Annotated in this window: 14 protein-coding genes; 12 read left to right on the forward strand and 2 right to left on the reverse strand. The window is 39.0% G+C overall.

The features are described 5' to 3' along the window. Positions 1-60: 60 nt before the first annotated feature. The 3 genes from ACWICE_RS11165 to ACWICE_RS11175 all read left to right on the forward strand — a co-directional run bounded on the left by ACWICE_RS11165 (position 61) and on the right by ACWICE_RS11175 (position 5,181). Positions 61-1,845 carry a TrkH family potassium uptake protein gene (locus ACWICE_RS11165; RefSeq protein ID WP_454298407.1) on the forward strand — a complete coding sequence of 595 codons (1,785 nt, stop codon included), beginning with the start codon at positions 61-63 and terminating at the stop codon, positions 1,843-1,845. Between the two features lie 5 nt (positions 1,846-1,850). Next, entirely contained in the window at positions 1,851-2,537 is a 687-nt protein-coding gene (locus ACWICE_RS11170; protein ID WP_185213240.1) for a potassium channel family protein, read from the forward strand. Positions 2,538-2,709: 172 nt separating this feature from the next. Beyond that, entirely contained in the window at positions 2,710-5,181 is a 2,472-nt protein-coding gene (locus tag ACWICE_RS11175; protein ID WP_454290834.1) for a YfhO family protein, read from the forward strand. 141 nt (positions 5,182-5,322) lie between these two features. On the opposite strand, the gene ACWICE_RS11180 is transcribed toward ACWICE_RS11175, so the two are convergent. Then, positions 5,323-5,931 (reverse strand): ribonuclease HII, encoded by a 609-nt coding sequence (locus tag ACWICE_RS11180; RefSeq protein WP_185213238.1) that lies wholly within the window; start codon positions 5,929-5,931, stop codon positions 5,323-5,325. 299 nt (positions 5,932-6,230) lie between these two features. Here ACWICE_RS11180 and ACWICE_RS11185 point away from each other — a divergent pair, with 299 nt between their 5' ends. From ACWICE_RS11185 to ACWICE_RS11225, 9 genes are all read left to right on the forward strand, one after another. After that, the gene (locus ACWICE_RS11185) at positions 6,231-6,962 is read left to right on the forward strand and encodes a hypothetical protein (RefSeq protein ID WP_454290835.1); all 732 of its coding nucleotides are present in this window, start codon (positions 6,231-6,233) and stop codon (positions 6,960-6,962) included. A gap of 18 nt (positions 6,963-6,980) precedes the next feature. After that, on the forward strand, positions 6,981-9,821 hold the full coding sequence (locus ACWICE_RS11190; RefSeq protein WP_185218444.1) for an outer membrane beta-barrel protein: 2,841 nt from the start codon (positions 6,981-6,983) through the stop codon (positions 9,819-9,821). A 152-nt stretch (positions 9,822-9,973) separates the two neighbouring features. Continuing rightward, positions 9,974-11,203: a M16 family metallopeptidase gene (locus ACWICE_RS11195; protein ID WP_185213235.1), complete on the forward strand. Its 1,230-nt coding sequence runs from the start codon at positions 9,974-9,976 to the stop codon at positions 11,201-11,203. A 30-nt stretch (positions 11,204-11,233) separates the two neighbouring features. Continuing rightward, positions 11,234-12,124, forward strand: a complete 891-nt coding sequence (gene fabD, locus ACWICE_RS11200; RefSeq protein WP_454290836.1) for an ACP S-malonyltransferase — start codon at positions 11,234-11,236, stop codon at positions 12,122-12,124. A 326-nt stretch (positions 12,125-12,450) separates the two neighbouring features. Then, positions 12,451-13,038, forward strand: a complete 588-nt coding sequence (locus ACWICE_RS11205) for an RNA polymerase sigma factor (RefSeq protein ID WP_454290837.1) — start codon at positions 12,451-12,453, stop codon at positions 13,036-13,038. Positions 13,039-13,098: 60 nt separating this feature from the next. Next, a complete protein-coding gene (locus ACWICE_RS11210) occupies positions 13,099-14,208 on the forward strand; it encodes a FecR family protein (RefSeq protein ID WP_454290838.1) in 1,110 nt (369 codons plus the stop codon). Between the two features lie 238 nt (positions 14,209-14,446). After that, positions 14,447-17,830, forward strand: a complete 3,384-nt coding sequence (locus ACWICE_RS11215) for a TonB-dependent receptor (protein ID WP_454290839.1) — start codon at positions 14,447-14,449, stop codon at positions 17,828-17,830. 22 nt (positions 17,831-17,852) lie between these two features. Next, the gene (locus ACWICE_RS11220; RefSeq protein WP_454290840.1) at positions 17,853-19,520 is read left to right on the forward strand and encodes a RagB/SusD family nutrient uptake outer membrane protein; all 1,668 of its coding nucleotides are present in this window, start codon (positions 17,853-17,855) and stop codon (positions 19,518-19,520) included. Next, positions 19,511-20,869 carry an alpha-L-fucosidase gene (locus tag ACWICE_RS11225; RefSeq protein WP_454290841.1) on the forward strand — a complete coding sequence of 453 codons (1,359 nt, stop codon included), beginning with the start codon at positions 19,511-19,513 and terminating at the stop codon, positions 20,867-20,869. The genes ACWICE_RS11220 and ACWICE_RS11225 overlap by 10 nt, the downstream gene beginning before the upstream one ends. A 173-nt stretch (positions 20,870-21,042) precedes the next feature. Here the strand turns inward: ACWICE_RS11225 and metK are convergent, their stop codons facing one another. Continuing rightward, on the reverse strand, positions 21,043-22,296 hold the full coding sequence (metK, locus tag ACWICE_RS11230; protein WP_454290842.1) for a methionine adenosyltransferase: 1,254 nt from the start codon (positions 22,294-22,296) through the stop codon (positions 21,043-21,045). Positions 22,297-22,356 lie beyond the last annotated feature (60 nt).

A 22,356-nucleotide genomic window follows, 5' to 3' on the forward strand; every position in this document is an offset into this window, starting at 1 on the left:
ACGTGAAAGCTTTTTTTATGAGCCGTTCATTAATGAAGATATTGCTATGTTTGTAACTTGATGGATTCGATATTTAGCTTCCTAAAATATATATTTCGTTATAAAAAGAAAACTGTAGACCAGATTGTTTTTTATGTCAGTTTGATCAGTGCTGTAACCATGGTTGTGCATGTAGGTTACATTACGGATCCGGAGGTTGCAGTAATTACCGAGGATGCAGTTGTAGCTCTATATTATGGTCTTTTTCTTTTTGAGATCATTCGAACTGCCTCATCAATACTCGTAGCTCGGCGAATTAATGTGTCGCACTATACAGGGGTATTGGTCAGTGCCTATTTCCTGTTAATAACGATTTCGAGGATTACAGGTGGTTTCTTATCTACTTTTGCAAAAGACGAATGGTTATATCTTGGGATTGCCATTATATTCCTCTCAGAACTTTCGAAAAACAGCCTTTTCTTTGATAATTTCTACTTCAATCCGACCATATTATTTGTCATCAGTTTCTTGGGATTGATTATTCTAGGCGCGTTTCTGTTGATGCTGCCTCGTACGACACTGGAAGCGCCATTAAGTTTTGTCGACGCTTTTTTTATGGCCACAAGCGCCGTCTGTATCACAGGGCTTTCCACAACGGATATTTCGACCAATTTTTCTCTTTTTGGGCAATCCGTCATTATGGCCTTGATCCAAGTAGGTGGATTAGGGATCATGACCTTTACGGGATTCTTTGGGTATTTCTTTTCAGGAGGTTTTTCCTTCAAAAATCAATTGATGTTCGGAGAGATCTTAGGCGAAAACAAACTGAATTCTGTAATCTCCACTCTACTGACCATCATCTTTATCACTCTTCTTTTCGAACTGATCGGTGCCATTATGATTTTTGCCTCATTAGAAGCTAAATATTTTGACTCCGTTGGAGAGATGATTTTCTTTTCTTGCTTTCATGCCATTTCAGGATTCTGTAATGCAGGTTTTACCATTATTAAAGATGGGGTAACCAGCGATGAATACCGGTTCAACTATAATTTTCAATTGGCGGTAGCATCCATGTTTATTTTAGGAGGTTTCGGTTTTGGAACCATATTTAACCTATATACTTGGGTTCAGGAAAAAGTGAAATCTATGGTCCGTAGATTGATACAGAAGAAAAGTTATCGATATAAACCGCAGGTTTTTTCGTTCAATTCCAGGTTTATTGTAGTCTGTAATGTCACAGTTATTTTTTTGGCTACACTTTCTTTCTTTATTCTGGAACAAAATCATAGCCTGATGGCGGATAAATCCTCTTTTGGAAAATGGGTAACTTCCATTTTCATGGCGAACTCTACGCGCTCAGCTGGATTTAATAGTGTGGACTTAAACTTTATCAATATTCCCACATTGATCATGTTTGTGACCTTGATGTGGATTGGAGTTTCACCAGGATCAACAGGGGGTGGAGTAAAAGTAACGACCATTGCCATCGCCTTGATGAATATTGTGGCGCTTGCCAAAGGAAAAGAATCCATCGAAATCTATAAACGCAAAATTGCATCTGAATCAGTGAATAAAGCCTTTGCCATTATTCTGCTATCCGTTCTGACAATTACATTAAGCTTTATCTTATTGAATTTTTCAGATCCAAACCAACAGATGATTCCTTTGTTGTTTGAATCCGTTTCTGCATATACGACCTGTGGTTTATCCCTGGGAATTACCTCTTCCTTAACGGCGACGAGTAAGATTATTTTAATGTTTACCATGTTTGTAGGAAGGGTAGGAATGCTAACCTTATTGGTTGCATTTATTAAAAACACAAAGAACAAAAGTTATATTTATCCAACTGAAAAAGTATTGTTTTAAGAGATATGAAGTATATAGTATTAGGATTAGGGCATTTTGGGAGATCTTTGGCAATCCACCTTACCGAGCTAGGACATGAAGTAATCGCGGCTGATAAAAACATGAGCATTGTTGAACAGACCAAAGACCGCATTACCCATACCGTATGTCTGGACAGTACCGACCGTGATGCGGTCAGTTCATTGCCCTTAAGGGAAAGTAATGCCGTTATTGTAGCGATCGGTGAGGAAGAAGGTGCAAGTTTGATGACAGTGGCTCTTCTAAAACAACTGAAAGTAAAACGGATTATTGGTCGGGTAGTTTCAGATCTACAAAAGACTGTACTGGAAGCCATGAACATTGATGAATATATTATGCCGGAAGAAGAGGCCGCAGAGCGTTTAGCGATGCGTTTGGATAATATTGATATTGTTGACTCGTTTAAGATATCTGAAAAATACAGTATTATCGAAACAAAAGTTCCTAGCAAATACGTGGGAATGACCTTAAAAGATGCCGATCTGACCAATAAATACAAGGTTATTGTCCTGACGACTGTTCATGTAGAAAATGAAACCACCAAGGATGGTTCGACTCGGGTGAACAAAGAGGCTTCAGGGATTGCAAAATCCGATACCGTATTAATGGAAAACGACCTTCTGGTCCTATTTGGTGAACTGGCAAATATTAAAGATTTGATTCAGAAAGGTTAAAATAAACTTTTAACTAAATCCTTGCTCCAGACAAAATTAATCAATCGAAGAAGCCAAATAATCCTATAGGCTTCTTTTGTTTTATTTCAACTTTCTGATATCTCTTATCTCAAATCTCAACTCTATTCTATATTTTTGGAGCTATATCATTAATAATCCTATTAATTACTAGATGAAAACTTGGTTTAAGGAAAATCAGAATCACTTAATCATTATAGGCATCTTCTTGCTTCTAGTGGTGTTTTATTTTACGCCAGTATGGCAAGGCAAAACCTTACTACAAAGTGACGTGATGCAAGCTCGTGGTAGTCAGAAAGAAATTTTTGATTATAGAGAAAAAGACGGTACGACTCCATTATGGACGAATTCAATGTTCGGAGGGATGCCAACCTACCAAATTTGGTATGATCATGCCAATAATATCACCACCCACATCGGACCTGCTATTCGAGCTATATTTCCTCCGCCAGCGGATGTCTTGCTCATGTTCCTCCTAGGTGGATATTTCCTCTTCGCTGTATTGCGAATGAAGCCTTGGGTCGCGGCCATTGGTGCCGTCGCACTCGCGTTTTCATCCTATAATATGATATATGTCGAAGCTGGGCACATCAATAAGGCTTATGCTATCGCTTATTTCGCGCCTATTATCGGTTCGGTTATCCTCTGCTATCGCGGCAGCAAGTTTTGGGGACCTAGTCTACTGGCCCTATTCTTGGCACTTGAACTCAGGGCAAATCACATCCAGATGACCTATTACCTTTTCCTTGCCTTATTGGTATTGGTTGGGTTTGAGTTATATTACGCTATCCGTGACAAAAAATTGAACAATTTCTTAAAAGCTACTGGTTTGCAGCTGATCGGGGTTGTTGTCGCAGTTTTGGTCAATGCATCGGTGTTGTTCCCAACTTATGAATATAGCAAGGAAACCATCCGCGGAAAAGCGAACATCAGCAAAACAGATGATTCTGGTAAATCTGCCGCAGGTCTAGATAAGGAATATGCCTATGCATGGAGCCAAGGTATTGGTGAAAATATTACCTTTTTGATTCCAAATGCCTATGGTGGCCGTTCTGGAGGTACATTAACCCCAGAATCCAATACCATTAAAACCTTACAGAAAATTGGTGCATCCAAAGAAGAAGCTCTGCAGTATGCAAATAGACTTTTCCCTACTTATTGGGGTGAAAAACAATTTACCTCTGGACCTTGGTATTTTGGTGCAGGCATAATTTTCTTATTTGTCCTAGCGCTATTCGTGGTAAAAGACAGATTAAAATGGTGGATTTTAGCAGCAACCTTGCTGACTATTTTGCTTTCGTTTGGTCGTCACTTGCCATTTATATCCGATCTATTCTTTGACTACTTCCCAATGTACAACAAATTCAGGGCTGTAGAATCAATTTTGGTTATCCCTTCGGTCTTGATCCCTCTTCTTGCAATCATGGGATTGAACGAGATTATTACGCGTGGAAATGAAATCAAAGATCTAGATAAAAAAGTATTATATTCTGGTGGAGCCGTTGCTTTGCTGTGTCTGCTTATTGCAGTGATGCCTAGTTTGCTTTCTCTACGTATTTCAAACCATCAGGATTATGTTGCCTCATTGCAACAATATATTCAAGACCCAAGTTTAGCTAGTGAATTGGCCAATTCATTGTTGAAGGACCGTGCTGATATGGCTTCAAATGATGCTTGGCGTTCTTTCTTTATTGTGGTGTTGACCTTCGCCTTTGTATGGTTTTTCGTTAAGAAAAAACTTAATGCGGGAATCTTGATTGCTGCGGTAGCCGTTATTACCCTAGTAGATCTTTGGTCAGTTGATAAAAGGTATTTAAACACAGAATCTTTTGTAGACAAGAGTATCTATGAAAAACCGATCCCTGAAAGAGAAGTTGATCAATTGATACATTTGGACAAAGACCTTTCTTATAGAGTGTTTGATCTGACGACAAGTCCGTTCAATGATGCCAGTGCTTCATACTTCCACAAGAGCATCGGTGGATATCATGCTGCCAAATTGATGCGCTTCCAAGAATTATTGGAACATCAATTCAATGGCAACTTTAATGAAGACGTGTTGGACATGTTGAATGTACGATATGTCATCACAAAAGATCAAAGCAACAATTCAGATAGGATCCAACGCAGAAGCTCTGCATTAGGAAATGCCTGGTTTGTGAACAATGTTAAATTTGTCAACAGCAACCAAGCTGAGATGGATGCCTTGGGTACCTTTGATCCGAAAAAAGAGGCCATTGTAAACGAAGGATTGAAAGGCCAATTAGGGGACAAATCCATTGGTCAGCCAAATAACGCTGAAATTAAATTGACATCTTACCATCCTGATACCTTGAAGTATGAATATTCGGCAGGGAACAATGTCTTTGCGGTATTCTCTGAGATCTATTATGACAAAGGCTGGAAAGCTTACGTTGATGGCGAAGAAGTGCCTATTATCAGAACTGATTACCTATTGAGAGGTTTATCCCTACCAGGCGGTAACCACAAAGTAGAATTTGTTTTTGCACCAAATTCTATGCGAATCAGCAATATCATTTCACTGATTGCATCCATTACCCTTGTTTTAGGTCTAGGATTCGCAATTTGGTTATCTATCAAACATAGAAAAGAAAAAGTCAAATAAAATGGCTTAAGCGTATAGAAAAAGGAGATTCTTTATTAGAGAATCTCCTTTTTTTGCTTTTATCTTAGAATGTTCAGCCAGCGTGTTAAGTCTTACTCTGCGGAGTCTTGGTGTTCCCATAGCAAAGGGAAAATATATCCCCTAAAACAAGGTCAACTGCGGATCAGTGACCCTAAAGGTCTTTCTATGGTGAGGGGTCAACCCCAACTGTAAGACCGCTTGCCTATGTTTTATGGTCGGGTAGCCTTTATTCTGCATCCAATCATAATCTGGATAATCAACAGCAATGTTTTCCATGTACTCATCGCGATAGGTCTTTGCCAAGATCGAAGCTGCCGCAATGGAGAGGTACTTGCCATCACCCTTTATTATACAGGAATGAGGCACATTGGGATAAGGAATAAATTTATTGCCATCAATGATCAGGAAACCTGGTTTCACAGCAAGCATATCTAAAGCCTTGTGCATCGCCAAATAAGAGGCTTTATGGATATTGATCTTATCAATCTCTTCAGCCGAAACACTCGCAACGGCATAAGCCAAGGCTTCCTGCTCAATAATTGGCCTTAATTCCATGCGTTTCTTCTCCGAGAGCTTCTTGGAATCATTCAATACGGGATTACAATAATCCGCCGGAAATACCACAGCCGCTGCAAATACAGGCCCCGCCAAACAACCTCGGCCAGCCTCATCACATCCCGCTTCAATAAAGTCCCGCTGAAAAGTTGAAAGTAAAGTAATTGAATTCATGCTGTAAAGGTAGTATTTAGTAGTTAGTATTTAGTATTTAGTATTTAGACTGGTGTATCAACCATAGATTTATCCTTTTAAAGGCAAGAAAACCATATCAAAATCATTGAAAATCTGGCCGAAGCTAGAGTCTAAATACTAAATACTTTATACTAAATACTACCCCAAAGAAATGTAACAACTCCGTGATTAACCTCGTTTTACACTAATTTACACTTCTTGTGTTTTTCTTTGCTATGTATTCGGGAATATAAATTTTTTTCTTATACTGCTGGTAAATACAAGATTACTTGAATTGTATGAAAAGGAATATCATTATTGCCATTCTAATCTTTGCTAGTTCAAACTTGTTGGCGCAGAAGAAAAAAGACCGATATGCTATTTTACCCACTTTCCAAGTCCAGGTCGACGGAGACCTCAAGGAATGGGGAAATCAGCTATCTGTAATAGGTCAAGATTCCAGCTGGAGCTTTGCTGTTACAAACGACGCTAACTATCTGTACACCGCAGTTCAAATCAAGAACCTTGCCTTGCAACAGGAAGCAGCTCGAAATGGTATCATCGTGAATATCAACCCTGAAGGAAAAAAGAAAGATGGGGCAATTTTAATCTTTCCGATCCCAGACAGCGAGTCAGTCAGAGCAATGGTAAACGATGAAAACCTCCCGAATATGAATGTTCGCGAAGAGTTGATCAAGCGAAGCAGGGGGTATGGCGTGAAGGGTTTTGCTCGGATTGTAGATGGTAGGCTGTCATTCGAAAACACGTATGGCGTGCTGGCACTAGCAAAATTGATGGACAATGATGTTTTGGTTTATGAATCAAAAATTCCGATTCAATCAATTGGTATCAAGGATCTTAAAGATCCAGTTGCTATCCAAATCATGATTAACAATAGATTTACCATATTACAGAAAACTATCAAAAGCAGACCTGACCCCAGGGGATCGATGTACGGTCGATACAGCCCGACGGTTAAAAGTCCGTATAAGACCAAGATTGATGCTTGGATCTTAGGGACGCTGAACTAGAATTAGTTTAATTGATATATGGATAGATTATTGAAAGCCTTGATATGCTTATGCTTCATGGCAATGGGAATTACCGTATACGGTCAATCTGGCCGTGTCGTATCTGGGATGCTTCGGGATACCGAATCAAGACCCATATCAGGAGCGTCAGTGCGGTTGATAACGGCATCTGACACCATAGCAACTAGCTCTACCAATGCTGGTTTCTATACCTTTGAAAATGTTAAAGCCACAAAATTTAAGATCAGGGTAAGCAGCCTAGGCTTCTCACCTTTTGAAAAGGAAGTGGACTTTCCTGAAGGGCAAAAGGAAATCCAAATCCCTAGTTTTGAATTGGCCGTCAATGAAAACCAGATCGAAGAGGTGGTGATCCAAGGCGTACTGACTGTGCAGGTAAAGGGGGATACCGTAGAATACTCTACCAAAGACCTCAAACTCCGCGAAGGATCAGTTGCTGAAGACGCCCTTAAGAAATTACAGGGGGTTGAAGTCGACAAAGACGGAAACGTAACGGCCCAAGGTGAAACTGTAACCAAGGTCAGGATCAACGGGAAAGACTTTTTCGGTGGAGACGTCAAAACCGCTACCCAAAACCTTCCGGCCAATATTATCGAAAAAATTCAGGTTGTAGATGACTATGGTGACATGGCCAATGTGACCGGAAATAAATCTGGTGAATCGGAAAAGATCATCAATATCCAAATTGACCCTAAATATAATAAAGGCTTTATGACAACCCTTCGTGCCGGGTACGGTTCTGAAGATCGATACCAAGCAACAGGTATGTGGATGGGTATGACCGATAAAACTCAAGTCTCAATCTTGGGTAACCTAAACAACGTGAATGCGTCCCTGTTTGACTTCCGTACCATTGGCGGTGGCGCAAGGATGCGTCAAGGTGGTGGTGGCCGACCGGGCGGTGGCGGTGGAATGTTTGGCGGCGCATCGGGTCTAACTGATGTTGGATCCATCGGGGTCAATATCCGTCATGATTTCTCTGAAACGCTTAAAGTATATGGTAGCTACTCTTTTGGTCGGGATGATAATACAACATTGACGAATAGTTTGACAAACTATATCATGGGTGCTGATGGTGGTAACCTGGAGCAAAGTTCTGACTCCACTGCAAATAATATTGTTTCAAGCCATCGCTTTGAAGCTAATTTAGAATGGAATATCTCAGACAAGGATTATATAAAATTAACACCTCAGGTAGGGTTTTCTGGAACTACTTCAAACTCAAATTCTGTAAGTAACTGGTTTGATTTCCAAGAAAATACGGAAACCCGGGATAATAGGGTAGAAAGTGGAAGCTTGGATGCACCTAGGTTTGGTATCAGTGGTCTTTATAATAGAAAATTAAATGATAGGGGAAGGAATTTCTTCATGAACTTTAATTATGACAATGCCGCTACTACCCAGGATTACCAAGGCGTATTGGATCGCTTAATACAAGATCCTAATAACGCCAATACCAGCATGGCTGAAATCTATGAACAAACTATCCGTGAAGTCAACAACAAAAGTTGGAATGCAGGGGCTAGTGTATCATATCTAGAACCAGTATCCCAACATGGAAAGATTGAAATCCAGTACGACTTCAATAAAAACAATTATAACAATAAACAGAATCAGGATGCCTTTGATGAAGAAGGAGATGCATTACCTAATTTAGATGATCGTATCCTTAATTATCACTACGATCAAGATTATTCTTTTACCACACATAGAATTGGAGCAAATTATGCTTTTGAAAACGATAAGGTAAAATACTCCATTGGTGCTGCGGTTCAGCCGTCACTATTAAAAGGTACGGCCTCCAGCGATGCAGATAATGCAATTATCGATCGTTCAAACCTGAACTGGATGCCTATTGCAAGATTTGAATATAAGTTCTCTAGACAAAAGAACCTGAGCATCAATTATAATGGGTCTTCGACAGAACCTAATATCAATCAGATTCTTCCTTATGCGGTCGGAAACTCTTCTACCAACATCGTTTATGGTAACCCGAACCTGAATCCTGAATTCAGACATAGGATGATGTTGAGGTTCCGTGGAGGCGATTTCCAAAAAGGGAACACTTTCTTTGCGATGGTTAATGGTAACTTGACTTCAGATAAGATCGTATCTTTCGTAAAACGCGAAAACAATCCTACAGGTGGTTTGATTTCCGAAACTAGGTACCTGAATGAAGAAGATCCGGTATATAACCTAAACTCATTTTACCACTTCGGAAAATCGCTGAAGGAAAAAACCTACAACTTGATGTTGATGGGAGGGGTGAGCTATAACAAGAACATTTCCTATACCGCTAGGGAATTGAGTGCGACCGAAGGGATGAAGAATATTTCCAACAACTGGGTATTTATGCAAGGGTTGATGTTCAGATACAATCCATCTGAAAACTTTGAATTGAACCCAGGAGTAAGATACTCGTATAACTACACGAGAAACTCACTTGGTGATTTTAACAATAACGTTTCTTCTTGGACACCTACCTTGATAGGATCGGTGAACATCACGCCTACTACCATATTTGGTGCTGACCTTTCCAAGTCATTCAATAGTGGATATGGACCATTGACAAATGCCAATCCATTTATCATCAATTCTTACATCGAACAAAGACTTTTGAAGGGCCAACGCGGAACCATCCGTTTCCAAGCATTCGACTTACTGAATGAGCAAACCAACCTTTCAAGGACCGTTCAAGAAAACATGACCATCGACAGGCAAACAAACCGCCTAGGTCGTTACTTCATGCTTACATTCACATTCAAGCTTCAAAAATTCTCCGGAGTAGCCCCAACCGACAACGACGGCATGCCTCCAGGAATGAGAAGACCTAGGATGTAACAGTCTAGTATTTAGTAGAAAGTATTTAGTATTTAGATAAAAAATAAAGGACGGCCTAAGTTTATAGGCCGTTCCTTTGTTAAACATCGGTCTAACTACTATATACTTAATACTAAATACTATTCCTTACCTTTGTCATTCAATTTTTCTATATGGATCATAAGATATTCCAACTTGACAACGGGTTGCGAGTTTTGTTTCAGCCTCATTCCTCTTCCATTACGCATATTTGTTTGATTGTGGATGCCGGATCTAGGCATGAGGAGTTTGGTAAGTTTGGAACGGCTCATTTTATTGAACACCTGTTATTCAAGCGTACGGAACGTAGGAGCACCAATCAGATTTTAAATCGATTGGAGTCCGTTGGGGGCGACTTAAACGCCTATACGACCAAGGAATATACTTGTATCCATGCCTCCTTTTTAAATCCTTATCTCGAAAGGGCATTGGACCTATTCGAAGACATCCTATTTCACTCCGTATTTCCGGAGGAGGAGATGGATAAGGAGAAAGAAGTGATCTTGGATGAGATGGCATCCTATCTCGATAGTCCTGAGGAGTCCATTATGGATGATTTTGAAGATCAAGTCTTCAAGGACACTGGACTAGGCCACAATATCCTCGGACTTGAAGAGGACTTAAAGGCTATTCAACAAGACGATATCAAGCGATTCATTGACCAACATTATGACGCTTCCAAGATTGTAATTGCCATTTCAGGTAATTACTCGGACAAAAAGGTGCTCAAGATAGCCAATAAATGCTTTGGCAATCCAAATAACCACCAATGGATTCATGCAGCTGAAGATATGCGAAAGCCCGAAGTTGCTTTGATCGAAAAAGAAAGACCCATCAATCAAGCCCATGTAGTATTAGGTGGACCAGCTTTTGGAATCCATGATGACAGAAAAACTGGCCTCTTGCTATTGAACAATCTATTAGGGGGCTATGGGATGTCCAATATCCTGAACCTCAATATCCGTGAAAAATACGGGATTGCTTATACCATTGAATCCAACTACAGTCTTTATTCTGACACCGGCTTATTCAGTATCTATTTCGGTACGGATGCGGAGAAAGTGGATAAGACCTTAAAGCTGATTTACAAGGAATTGACTAAATTAAAGGAACAGGCATTGAGTGCACAGGCACTAGAAAAGGCGAAGAATAAGTTCAAGGGTCAGATTGCACTCGCAGAAGAAAATAGGATGAGCCTATTGATCGCAGAAGCTAAAAACATCTTAGATTATGATCGTGTTGTTGGCCTGCCTGAAGTATTTGAAAAAATTGATTTGGTAAGCTCCAAAGAGATTTTAGATATAGCAAATGAGGTTTTCAGTAAAGAAAATCTTTCATCTCTTTCTTTTCTACCCGAAGATTAAGTATATTTTTGTTGAATTAAACAATTGCATATGAAAACAGCATATATTTTTCCTGGCCAAGGTGCACAATTTGTGGGCATGGGTAAGGACTTATACGACTCAAACGAAGATTCAAAGGCTTTATTCGAAAAAGCCAATGAAATTTTAGGCTTCCGTATTACCGACATCATGTTCAATGGAACTGAAGAGGATCTGAAACAAACTAAAGTTACCCAACCAGCTATCTTTTTGCATTCTGTGATTTTAGCTAAGGCATTAGGCGATAGCTTTCAGCCAGCAATGGTTGCAGGACACTCATTAGGTGAATTCTCTGCATTGGTTTCTGCAGGAGCACTATCTTTTGAAGATGGATTGAAATTGGTTTCTAAGCGTGCTAATGCAATGCAAAAAGCAACGGATTTGGAACCGGGAACCATGGCTGCTATCTTAGGTTTGGACGATGTAATTGTAGAAGAGGTTTGTGAACAAGTTGATGATATCGTCGTTGCAGCAAATTATAACTGTCCAGGACAATTGGTTATTTCAGGATCTGTTTCTGGTGTTGACAAGGCTTGCGAAAAACTATTGGAAGCAGGTGCTAAACGTGCTTTAAAATTAAACGTAGGTGGTGCATTCCACTCGCCATTGATGGAAGCAGCAAAACAGGAATTGGAAGCAGCTATCTTGGATGTTGAAATCCAAGTTCCGGTTTGTCCTATTTATCAAAACTACGATGCATTGCCTTACCAAGATCCTACAGCAATTAAAGATAACCTGATTGCTCAATTGACTGGTGCAGTACGCTGGACACAATCTGTAGAGACCATGTTAGCAGATGGTGCTGAAAGTTTTGTAGAAGTTGGACCAGGTACGGTGCTTCAGGGGTTGGTTAAGAAAGTTAATCGTCAGATCCCAACTTCTTCAGCATCTATCGCTGAGTAAAATAAAAAATTAATTATTATTAAATAGGAAGATATAAGCCCTGCAATTTGCAGGGCTTATTTTGTTAATACTAATTTCTATGGACATTTTCCTTTGTAAATAGGTGCAATGCTAATGAATGAAATTGCCATTGTGATGAGTTTGTCGATATTATTTGAATGGATTTTAGTAGGAATAGTGATTTTTTTAGGTAAATTCATGTTGAATTAACACCTATAACTCAGAAATAGAACTAATTTCCTGTAATATCATTTGTCTTATATTCATTGGACCATTAAATAGAATTTTTTGGAGAATGGAGGGTTCCTTTTTAGAGAACGATTTTTATGCAAAATGTCCAAAATATTAATGATTTATTTCTTCTTCAGAAATTGAAAGATGGAGATAATATCGCTTTTCAAGAGCTTTACAACAAGTATTATGGCATTTTATATTTGCATGTCTATCAAAAATTGAAAGACCGAGAAGTCGCAAAAGACATAGTCCATGATTTATTTATAAGTATTTGGCAAAAACGGGCTGACCTTTCCATTAATGGCCAAGTTTCTTCCTATATGTATGCGGCAATTAGAAATAGAGTTATTGACTATATTTCTAAAGAAAAATCTAAGTTAAAATATTTAGAAAGCCTCACTGAGCCTAGTCAACAAATATCCTCAGAAACTGATTATTTATTGCGTGAAAAACTACTTGCTGAACAAATCGAAAGTGTTCTGGATAGGTTATCCCCTAGGGTTAAGGAAGTTTTTGAATTAAGTAGAAAGGAATATTTAAGTCATAAAGAAATAGCCAATAAGCTAAATATTTCTGAACACAGTGTTAGAGGATATATTAAACTAGCACTGAGGTTGTTGAAAATGAAGTTTGGGAGCATTCTTTACCTAATGTTGATTTTCTTTTGTAAATATTTATAATTATTACCCCCCCCCAATACACCTTTCATTCGTCATATAAGTAATCAAGGATAAACTTCAATGGCGAATCATAAAGATTCTATAAAAAAGGAACTATTAGATAAATATATATCTGGTAATTGTACTGAGTTTGAAAAAGCTCAAGTTGAGGATTGGTATCTAAATATTAATACAGATGGCAAAGACCTCTCTGACGCGGAAATAATTGATGACCTAATCGAAATCCAAGGAAAACTTAATTTAATCACTAAAAAGAAGGATAAAAAGGGAACATACCTCTTGTTAGCTGCTGCATCTATAATTGTTGCTTTGTGTTTTATCTTTCTATGGAATAATAAAATAGTTCCTCAAAAAAACCGAACTCAAAATGTCGTTACTAAAGGTGAAAATGTTATGCCTGGATCAAACAAGGCATATCTATCTTTAGATGGGCAGGCTTCAATTCCATTGGACGAGGACAATAACGGTATAGTTTCATCAAATTCTTCCATTCATTATGCAGATGGTACTAAAATAAGTGAATTAAATGTTGCCCAATCTGTCACTATATCTACACCTGCTGCTGGTCAATTTCAAGTTACACTTCCTGATGGTACCAAAGTTTGGTTGAATGCACTTTCTTCTATCAGTTTTCCATCCGTATTTGATAAAAGTGAACGAAAAGTAAGCATCAAGGGAGAAGTCTATTTTGATGTTTTTAGAGATGAAAAGAAACCCTTTACTGTAAATGCAGACAGGCAAATCATTGAAGTATTAGGGACAAGTTTTAACATTAATTCTTATGAGGACAATGATAATACCTATACAACGCTTATCTCGGGTAGTCTAGCCGTGAAAAATCCTAGCAGAGACAATAAAGTTATTTTGAAGCCGGGACAACAAGCCGTTTCTAATATAAACTCGCTTCCTAAGGTGAGTTCTGTCAATGTCGAAGAGATTTACTCTTGGAAGGATGGGATGTATATATTGAATAATGAACCCCTAAATGAATTTGCAAAAAAAATAGAAAGATGGTATGATGTCAAAGTTGACATGGGTAAGCATGGATCAAAACGTCTTTCAGCAATAATTCCAAGGAATGCAGTCTTATCAGAGGTTCTGGCAGCAATTGAATTGAAGACAGGTATTAAGTTTTATGTTGAAGAAAGGAGGGTTATGGTAAAATCTTAAATCTAAGGCGCTCACTATAAATGGGATGTAAGATCTTGCGAAAGGCTATATTCTTACTTTTTAACCTAATTCATATAATAACCTTAAACCTACAATACTGTAAAATCTCATTTTCCATGTATTGTTTATGAAAATACTTATGATCAATAATAATATTGGGTATTTTATTAAGTACCTACATTTCTCGAAGACTTATTTTACAATAAAGTTAACCGTACTGATTTTTCTGAGTTCAATCATGCTTTCATTAGGAAACATTAGAGCACAACAGGTTAGCTTAAATTATAATAATACTAATCTAAAAAGCATCTTGATTGACATTAGTAAGCAATCAAGTTATACATTTATCTACGATGAAAAGGACTTAGATGTAAATTCTGTTTTTTCAGTTAATGTTAAGAACAAAAGCATTTCTGAGGCTTTGAACGTCTTGTTCAATGGCAAAGCCATAAAGTATCAAATCAAAGGAAGATCAATTGCTTTAACAAGTAATACCGAATTTGAGCGTACTAAGCCAGAAGTAAAAGAAATTGACCAAACACGTGTTGTTTCTGGGAAAGTCATGAACGAAAGTGGTGAAAATCTTTCCGCAGTCAGTGTGTTGGTTAAAGGTACTTCCCAAGGGACCAGTACCGATATAGATGGAAAGTTCGCTATAGAAGTTCCTTCTGAAAACTCCGTATTGGTATTCAGTTCCATGGGCTATCAGAGTCAAGAAGTTTCAACCCAAGGGAGAAATCAACTTTCAGTGGTTCTAAAAACGGTGAGCAGTGATCTGGAAGAAGTTGTAGTTGTTGGATTTGGATCTCAAAGGAAGGAAAATTTAACAGGAGCAGTAAGTACGGTAAGTGCTAAAAAATTGGAAGATCGACCAATTGCAAATCTCGGACAGGGTTTGCAGGGATTAGTTCCAAATCTAAATATTTCGTCTGCTAATGGAAAACCAGGCACAGGTTCCTCATTCAATATCAGAGGGACAGGGTCCATAAACAGTGGCACGGCAACCCCTCTGATCCTTGTTGATGGTGTACAAAGGGATCCGAATTCAATTGACCCATCCGATGTTGAGAATGTTACCGTCCTGAAGGATGCCGCAGCTGCCGCAATTTATGGGGGTAGGGCCGCATATGGGGTGATATTGATCCAAACCAAAAATCCTAAAAGTCAAAAACCACAAATAAGCTATTCAGGAGAGTATACCATGTCTAGGCCGACAAAAATGGCAGAGTATATTAATTCCGTTGATTATATCAGAATGCATAGGGAAGCCAATAGAAATGGTCAGGATGGAGGAACAACCGCTACAGAAGCTTTTACAGTTGAAGATTCAATCCGGGCCGAGGCATATTTCAATGACCCTGTAAATAATTTACCTGTTTATGTAGATCCCGGAAACCCTGCAAAATACAGATACGTTGGGAACACCGATTGGATAAAAGAACAGTATCCAGGTTTTGAGCCCATGCAAAGGCATAATTTATCCTTGCAAGGAGGACAGGGTTCAACATCGGTTATTGCTTCGCTAGGTTATCTTGGTCAGAAAGGCCTTTTTAAGGAGGCTGGTCAAAAATATGAACGCTTGAATCCTTCCTTGAAGGTTAATTCTGATATTACAGATTGGCTTACATTAACTGGGAATTTTGCCTTGACACACATCTCTGATAAAGAAGCAGCGGGAGTGGTTACAGGCGGGACATCTAGTGGATGGATTTCTGGAGATTTAAGACCGATAATGCCTATCAGGCATCCTGATGGAAATTTTGCTGGACAAGGTAGTTTTACCAATCCATTTGCTGTAGCTGCAAATAATGGAAAAAGGAAGAGATATTCCAATGACTTATGGTTAACGGGAGGGGTGAAAATTAAACCAATAAAAAATGTATCCATTGTGGCCGACTATACTTGGAACGCCTACAATAATTTTAATCAAAGTCATCAAATTCCATTTAAGGAATATGGTGTAAATGGGATATTATTAGGGACGTTTCCATGGACTAGCCCATCTTCCGTTTCTGAAACCACAGACAATCACAATTATTTTGCATTGAATGCTTTTGCTACTTATGAAAACACCTTTGCTGAAAAGCATTATTTTAAGGCCATGCTTGGGGTTAACCAAGAAAGTAACCATTATAAAAGACTAGGTGTTTTTGCGAATAATTTAGTAGATCCTACAAAACCTGCTATAAATCTAAATAATGATCCTAGACCAAGCATCACTGGTGCTGAAAACGAATGGGCTCTATTTGGAACGGTATTTAGGTTGAACTATATTTTTAACAGTAAATATTTGCTAGAAATAAATGGCAGATATGATGGTTCGTCCAGATTCTCATCAAAAACCCGATATGTTTTCACCCCTTCGATTTCTGCAGGTTGGAGAATTTCGGAAGAAGGTTTTATGGAAGGGATAAGGGATGTTGTGAATGATCTAAAACTTAGAGGATCCTATGGTGAATTACCAAATCAAGGATTCGATCAAAATCAGCTTTATTCCGCAGCGAATTTCTATCCATATATTCCAACAATGCCAATCAATAATAGTCTGAGCTATATTTTTGGCAATCAAACCGGAGTTGGCGTATTGGCCCCAGGATTAGTTAGGAATGACTTTACTTGGGAAAAGTCTGCAACAACAAACTTCGGGCTGGACTTTGCATTTCTAAACAATCGTTTATCAGGATCTTTTGATGTATATGAAAGAAGAACTAGGGATATGCTAGTTGGAGGTGTTCCACTGCCCGCTGTTTTAGGAACTGCGTCTCCAAACCAAAATGCTGGGACTTTAATTACCAAAGGTTGGGAACTAAGTATAGGATGGAACGATCAAATTAATGAAGACCTTTCTTATGATCTCTTATTGTCTTTCGCTGACAACCATTCTAAGCTTACAAAATACCCACTTAACACGAGTCAAATTTTCAGCAATTGGTATGAAGGCAAATTAGATGGAGAAATTTGGGGTTTTGAAACTCAAGGCTTTTTTACAAGTCAACAGGAAATAGATTCGGCCCCTAACCAAAGTCAAATTTGGGGAGGTGCTTGGAGACCTGGAGATATAAGATATGCAGACCTAAATAATGATGGGAAGATTGACTTTGGCAATAATACGGTTTCCAATCCTGGTGATAGGAGGATAATCGGTAATTCTACTCCTCGTTATTCATTTGGATTGAATGTAGGGGTAAATTATAAAAGCTTTGATTTCACTGCTTTCCTACAGGGTATCGGCAAGCGAGATGCTTGGATAAGCAATAGTGCATTTTGGGGATTTACCAGTGAGTGGAATGTTCCTTTTATATATGCCACCGATTACTGGACTCCTGAGAATCAAGATGCTTTTTTTCCAAGGCTTCGTTTTGGAAATGGAGGAAACTCACAGACTCAAACCGGTTACCTACAGGACGCCTCTTATCTGAGGGTGAAACAATTGACGCTAGGATATACTCTTCCTCAAGTTTGGGCTAATAAGGTAAAACTTAGCCGAGTAAGAGCTTATTTATCAGGTCAAAATCTATTTACTTTCACCAAACTTTTCGATGCGTTTGATCCTGAAGTTTTCAATTTCCAAGACGCACCTCAAACTAGGTCATTTGCGTTTGGACTACAATTAGGATTTTAATTTTTGCTAAAGAACTTTGAATATGAAAACTATAATAAGAATTATATTAATAAGTCAAGTGGTTTTGCTTTTCTCATGCAAAAAAGATACTTATTTAGATAGGTTTCCGCTTTCTTCAATTTCGGAACCCACGTTTTTTAAGAATGAAAATGATCTGATGCTTTATGCAAATCAGTTTTATCCTTCACTACCTGCTCAAAATTTTATCCAGGACAATCAGTCTGATGATAAGGTGCCAAGTAGTATCAATAACTTTTTAGCTGGTCAATATGTGGTACCTACAGCGGATGCTTCTTACAATTGGACGAATATCAGGAACGTAAATTATTTTTTACAGCGATATATGAATGCTGAAGCTTCACAAGCTGTCAAAAATCAATATGCAGGTGAGGTCAGGTTTTTTAGAGCCTTATTTTATTGGGGATTAACAAAAAGATATGGCGATGTGGCATGGTACAGTAAAGATTTGACGGAAGACAGCCCTGAACTATATGCCCCAAGAACATCCCGTAATATTGTCATGGATTCTATTTTAGCTGACCTAAATTTTGCAGTAGAGAATATTCCTGCAGATAATGTTTCAGCTGGAAGAATTCATAAATATGCAGCAGCGGCCTTAAAAGCTAGAATATGTTTATGGGAAGGCACAAGGAGGAAATATTTTAATGTTGAAGGAAGTGAGAAATATTTGCAGGAAGCCTTGAAGGCAACAGATCTGATTATGGATTCAAAGAAATTCTCACTCTTCACAACAGGAAATCCTAAGACGGATTATTATAATCTGTTCATCCAACAAGAATTAAATAGTAATCCAGAGTCTATTTTAGGACGCCGGTTTTTACAAAGTATATTGATGAATGGAATCAGTAGGACTTTAGGTGAATCTGGGACAGGATATAGTAAAGATTTTGTTCAGAATTACCTTTGTATAGATGGATTACCTACGGCTTTGAGCCCTCAATATAAAGGTGAGGATACCCCTGAAAATGAATTTGCAAATAGAGATCCGAGAGCACAACAGACTATTGCTACCAAAGGGTTTGTACTTTTGCAAAATAGCGATGGTTCTAAAGATGTCATTGATCTTCCAAGAATAGGGACCAATACGGCTAATACGGGCTATCAGTTGATAAAAGGGAGAAGTTCCGATCCAGCAATGTGGCAAGCGAATCAATCGACTTTGGATTTCTTTATATTTCGATATGCAGAGATTTTGCTGATCTATGCGGAAGCAAAGGCGGAACTGGGCCTTGCCACACAGGCAGACATTGACAAAAGCATTAATCTATTGAGAAAAAGGGTCGGGATGGCTGAAATGACCATATCAACCTTAAAGCGTGATCCTAAGTCTTCATTTCCCGAAGTGTCTGTTTTAATCGATGAAATTAGAAGGGAAAGAAGGGTGGAATTGGCCGATGAAGGATTCAGGTTTGATGACCTATTAAGATGGAAGGCTGGTAAACGAATTGAAAAGCCAGAAACAATACTGGGGATGAAGCTAACGCCCGAGCTGAAAGCAAAATATCCCGCTTCTCAAGTAAATGGGATAATTGTAAATCAAAATAATTATGTCCGTTTATATACCTCAATTGAAAAAAGGCTGTGGGATGATAAGATGTATCTTTTCCCGATACCACTAGAAGAAATCAGTTTAAATCCTAACTTAACCCAGAACCCGGGATGGAAATGATAATTAAGAAATATGCGATTTGTCTGTTTTTCCTTTGTTTTGGAGGGACCTGTTTGGCTCAACAAAAGGAAGTAAAGCCTTCTTCCGCCCAAGTTGATTGGGCGGAAGCAGAAATTGGAGCGATGTTCCATTTTGATGTGGTGAATTATGTGCCCGATTATAACTGGAGAAAATGGGGGTCACATCCTCCTGCATCCATATTTAATCCCAGTAAATTGGATACTGATCAATGGATCAGGGCTGCCAAGGCCGCAGGAGCAAAATATGCTGTCCTGGTTGCAAAGCATGGCTCTGGATTTAGTCTGTGGCCTACAAAAGCACATGACTATAATATTAGTAATTCTCCCTGGAAGAATGGAAAGGGATACCTAGTCCTTGATTTCATCAATTCCTGTAAGAAATATGGACTCAAGCCAGGGATCTATGCTAGTGCCTCTGCAAACGGTTATTTACATGTGGATAATCCCGGTAAAGTCCAGGAAGGATCGCCCATAACCCAAGAAGAGTATAATAAGGTTGTTGAGACTCAATTAACGGAATTGTGGACTAATTATGGAAAGCTTTTTGAAATTTGGTTCGATGGTGGAGTTTTACCTGTAAATGAAGGCGGGCCAGACCTAGCACCCTTATTGAAAAGGTTGCAGCCTGATGCGGTGGTATTTCAGGGCCCCAATGACGCAAATAATTTGATTCGTTGGATCGGGAATGAAGAGGGACGAGCTCCTTACCCGAACTGGAGTCGATCTGATTTTACCACCTCTGCGACAGGGACTATTGTCATTGATGGTCTGAGCGGGAGTCCTAATGGTAAAATTTGGTGCCCTGGAGAAGCTGATTTTCCACTTAGAACAGGATGGCAAGGAGGGTGGTTTTGGAAAGAATCAGGACAAGATATGCTATCTTTAGAGCAATTGGTCAGTTCCTATTATACTAGCGTAGGAAGAAACTCCAATATGTTGTTAGGGATCGTAGTTGACACGAGTGGGTTAGTGCCAGAGGAAGATTTTCAAAGGCTTGAAGAGTTTGGGCATGAATTGCTAAAGATTTCCTCAAACCCTATTAAATCTCAGAAAAATCTTGTTGGCAATTCAGTCAACCTTGACCTGAAACAACCAAAAGATATTAATCAGATCATTATTCAAGAGAATATTAGGAACGGTGAAATAATAAGGAAGTATAAAGTTGAAGCATGGATCGGAAATAAATGGGTCGAGATTTGTTCTGGGGAATCAATAGGGAACAAAAGAATCCAAAAATTTGATGATATTTATACATCCAAAGTTAGATTAACCATAGTTGATTCTGAAGGATCTCCTGAAATTAAGGCTTTTTCGATTTTTAAAGTCTGAGACTGGTCTAGATGTTTGATGGATTCACCAAAATTTCTCGATTTTATTCTGACCTTATTCGAGACACATTCCGAATTTTCCGAATGTGTCTCGAATAAGGTCAAAGCAAGGTCCGGAGCATTGCACAAAAAAACGCTTGAAATTTTCAAGCGTTTTTATTTATGTTTTTGATCTTAAAGACCAAATGCTTTTTTCACTGGCTCGACAAAATCTAGCTTTTCCCAAGTGAAAAGATCCACTTCCAAAGTTTTGGTTTCGCCATTCGAGTTTTCGAAAGTTTTGCTTACCGTTTTTGGTGTTCTTCCCATGTGGCCATATGCTGCGGTTTCAGCGTAGATTGGGTTACGAAGGCCTAAGCGTGTTTCAATGCCGTAAGGAGTCATGTCGAACAGCTCAGCAATGATCTTTGCGATTTCTCCATCAGTTTTGTTCACCTTGTTGGTTCCGTAGGTATTCACATAGATACCCATAGGATCTTTTACACCGATAGCGTAAGAGATCTGTACCAGGATTTCGTCAGCAACACCCGCTGCCACCAAGTTTTTGGCAATATGGCGAGTGGCATAAGCTGCAGAACGGTCCACTTTGGATGGGTCTTTTCCAGAGAAAGCACCGCCACCGTGCGCACCTTTACCGCCGTAAGTATCGACGATGATCTTTCTGCCTGTCAAACCGGTGTCGCCATGAGGTCCACCGATTACGAATTTACCGGTAGGGTTGATGTGGTATTTGATTTTATCTGTGAATAGCGCCTGTAGTTCAGGTTTCAATTGAGCCTTTACACGAGGAACCAAGATGTTTTCAATATCAGATTGGATTTTCGCCTGCATTTCTTTTTCAGAAGCGAAGTCATCATGTTGGGTTGAGATCACGATGGTGTCGATGCGAACCGGTTTATGGTTGTCATCATATTCCAAGGTTACCTGTGATTTAGCATCGGGGCGAAGGTATTGGATTTCGTTGTTCTCGCGTCTTAGACCTGCAAGTTCATATAAAAGACGGTGGGAAAGGTCCAATGCCAGGGGCATATAGTTTTCGGTTTCGTTATTGGCGTAACCGAACATAATACCTTGGTCACCAGCGCCTTGTTCTTGTTTTGTGATACGATCTACCCCTTGGTTGATGTCGGCGGATTGTTCGTGAATTGCCGAAAGAACTCCACAGGAATTCGCTTCGAACATATACTCGGATTTAGTATATCCGATTTTTTCTATAACCTGGCGAGTGATCTTTTGAACGTCCAAGTAGATTTTGGACTTCACTTCACCTGCTAAAACCACCTGTCCAGTAGTAACTAAGGTTTCAATAGCTACGCGGGCATCTTCATCCCAAGCGAGGAAGTTGTCGATTAAAGCGTCCGAAATTTGGTCTGCGACTTTGTCAGGATGTCCTTCAGATACCGATTCGGAGGTAAATAAATATGCCATAAAAATAATAAACGTTTGAAGGGAATAGCAGGCAGTATGTGAAAAATCATTTGTCCCGAA

The sequence above is a fragment of the Sphingobacterium sp. NPDC055346 genome (assembly GCF_053645235.1).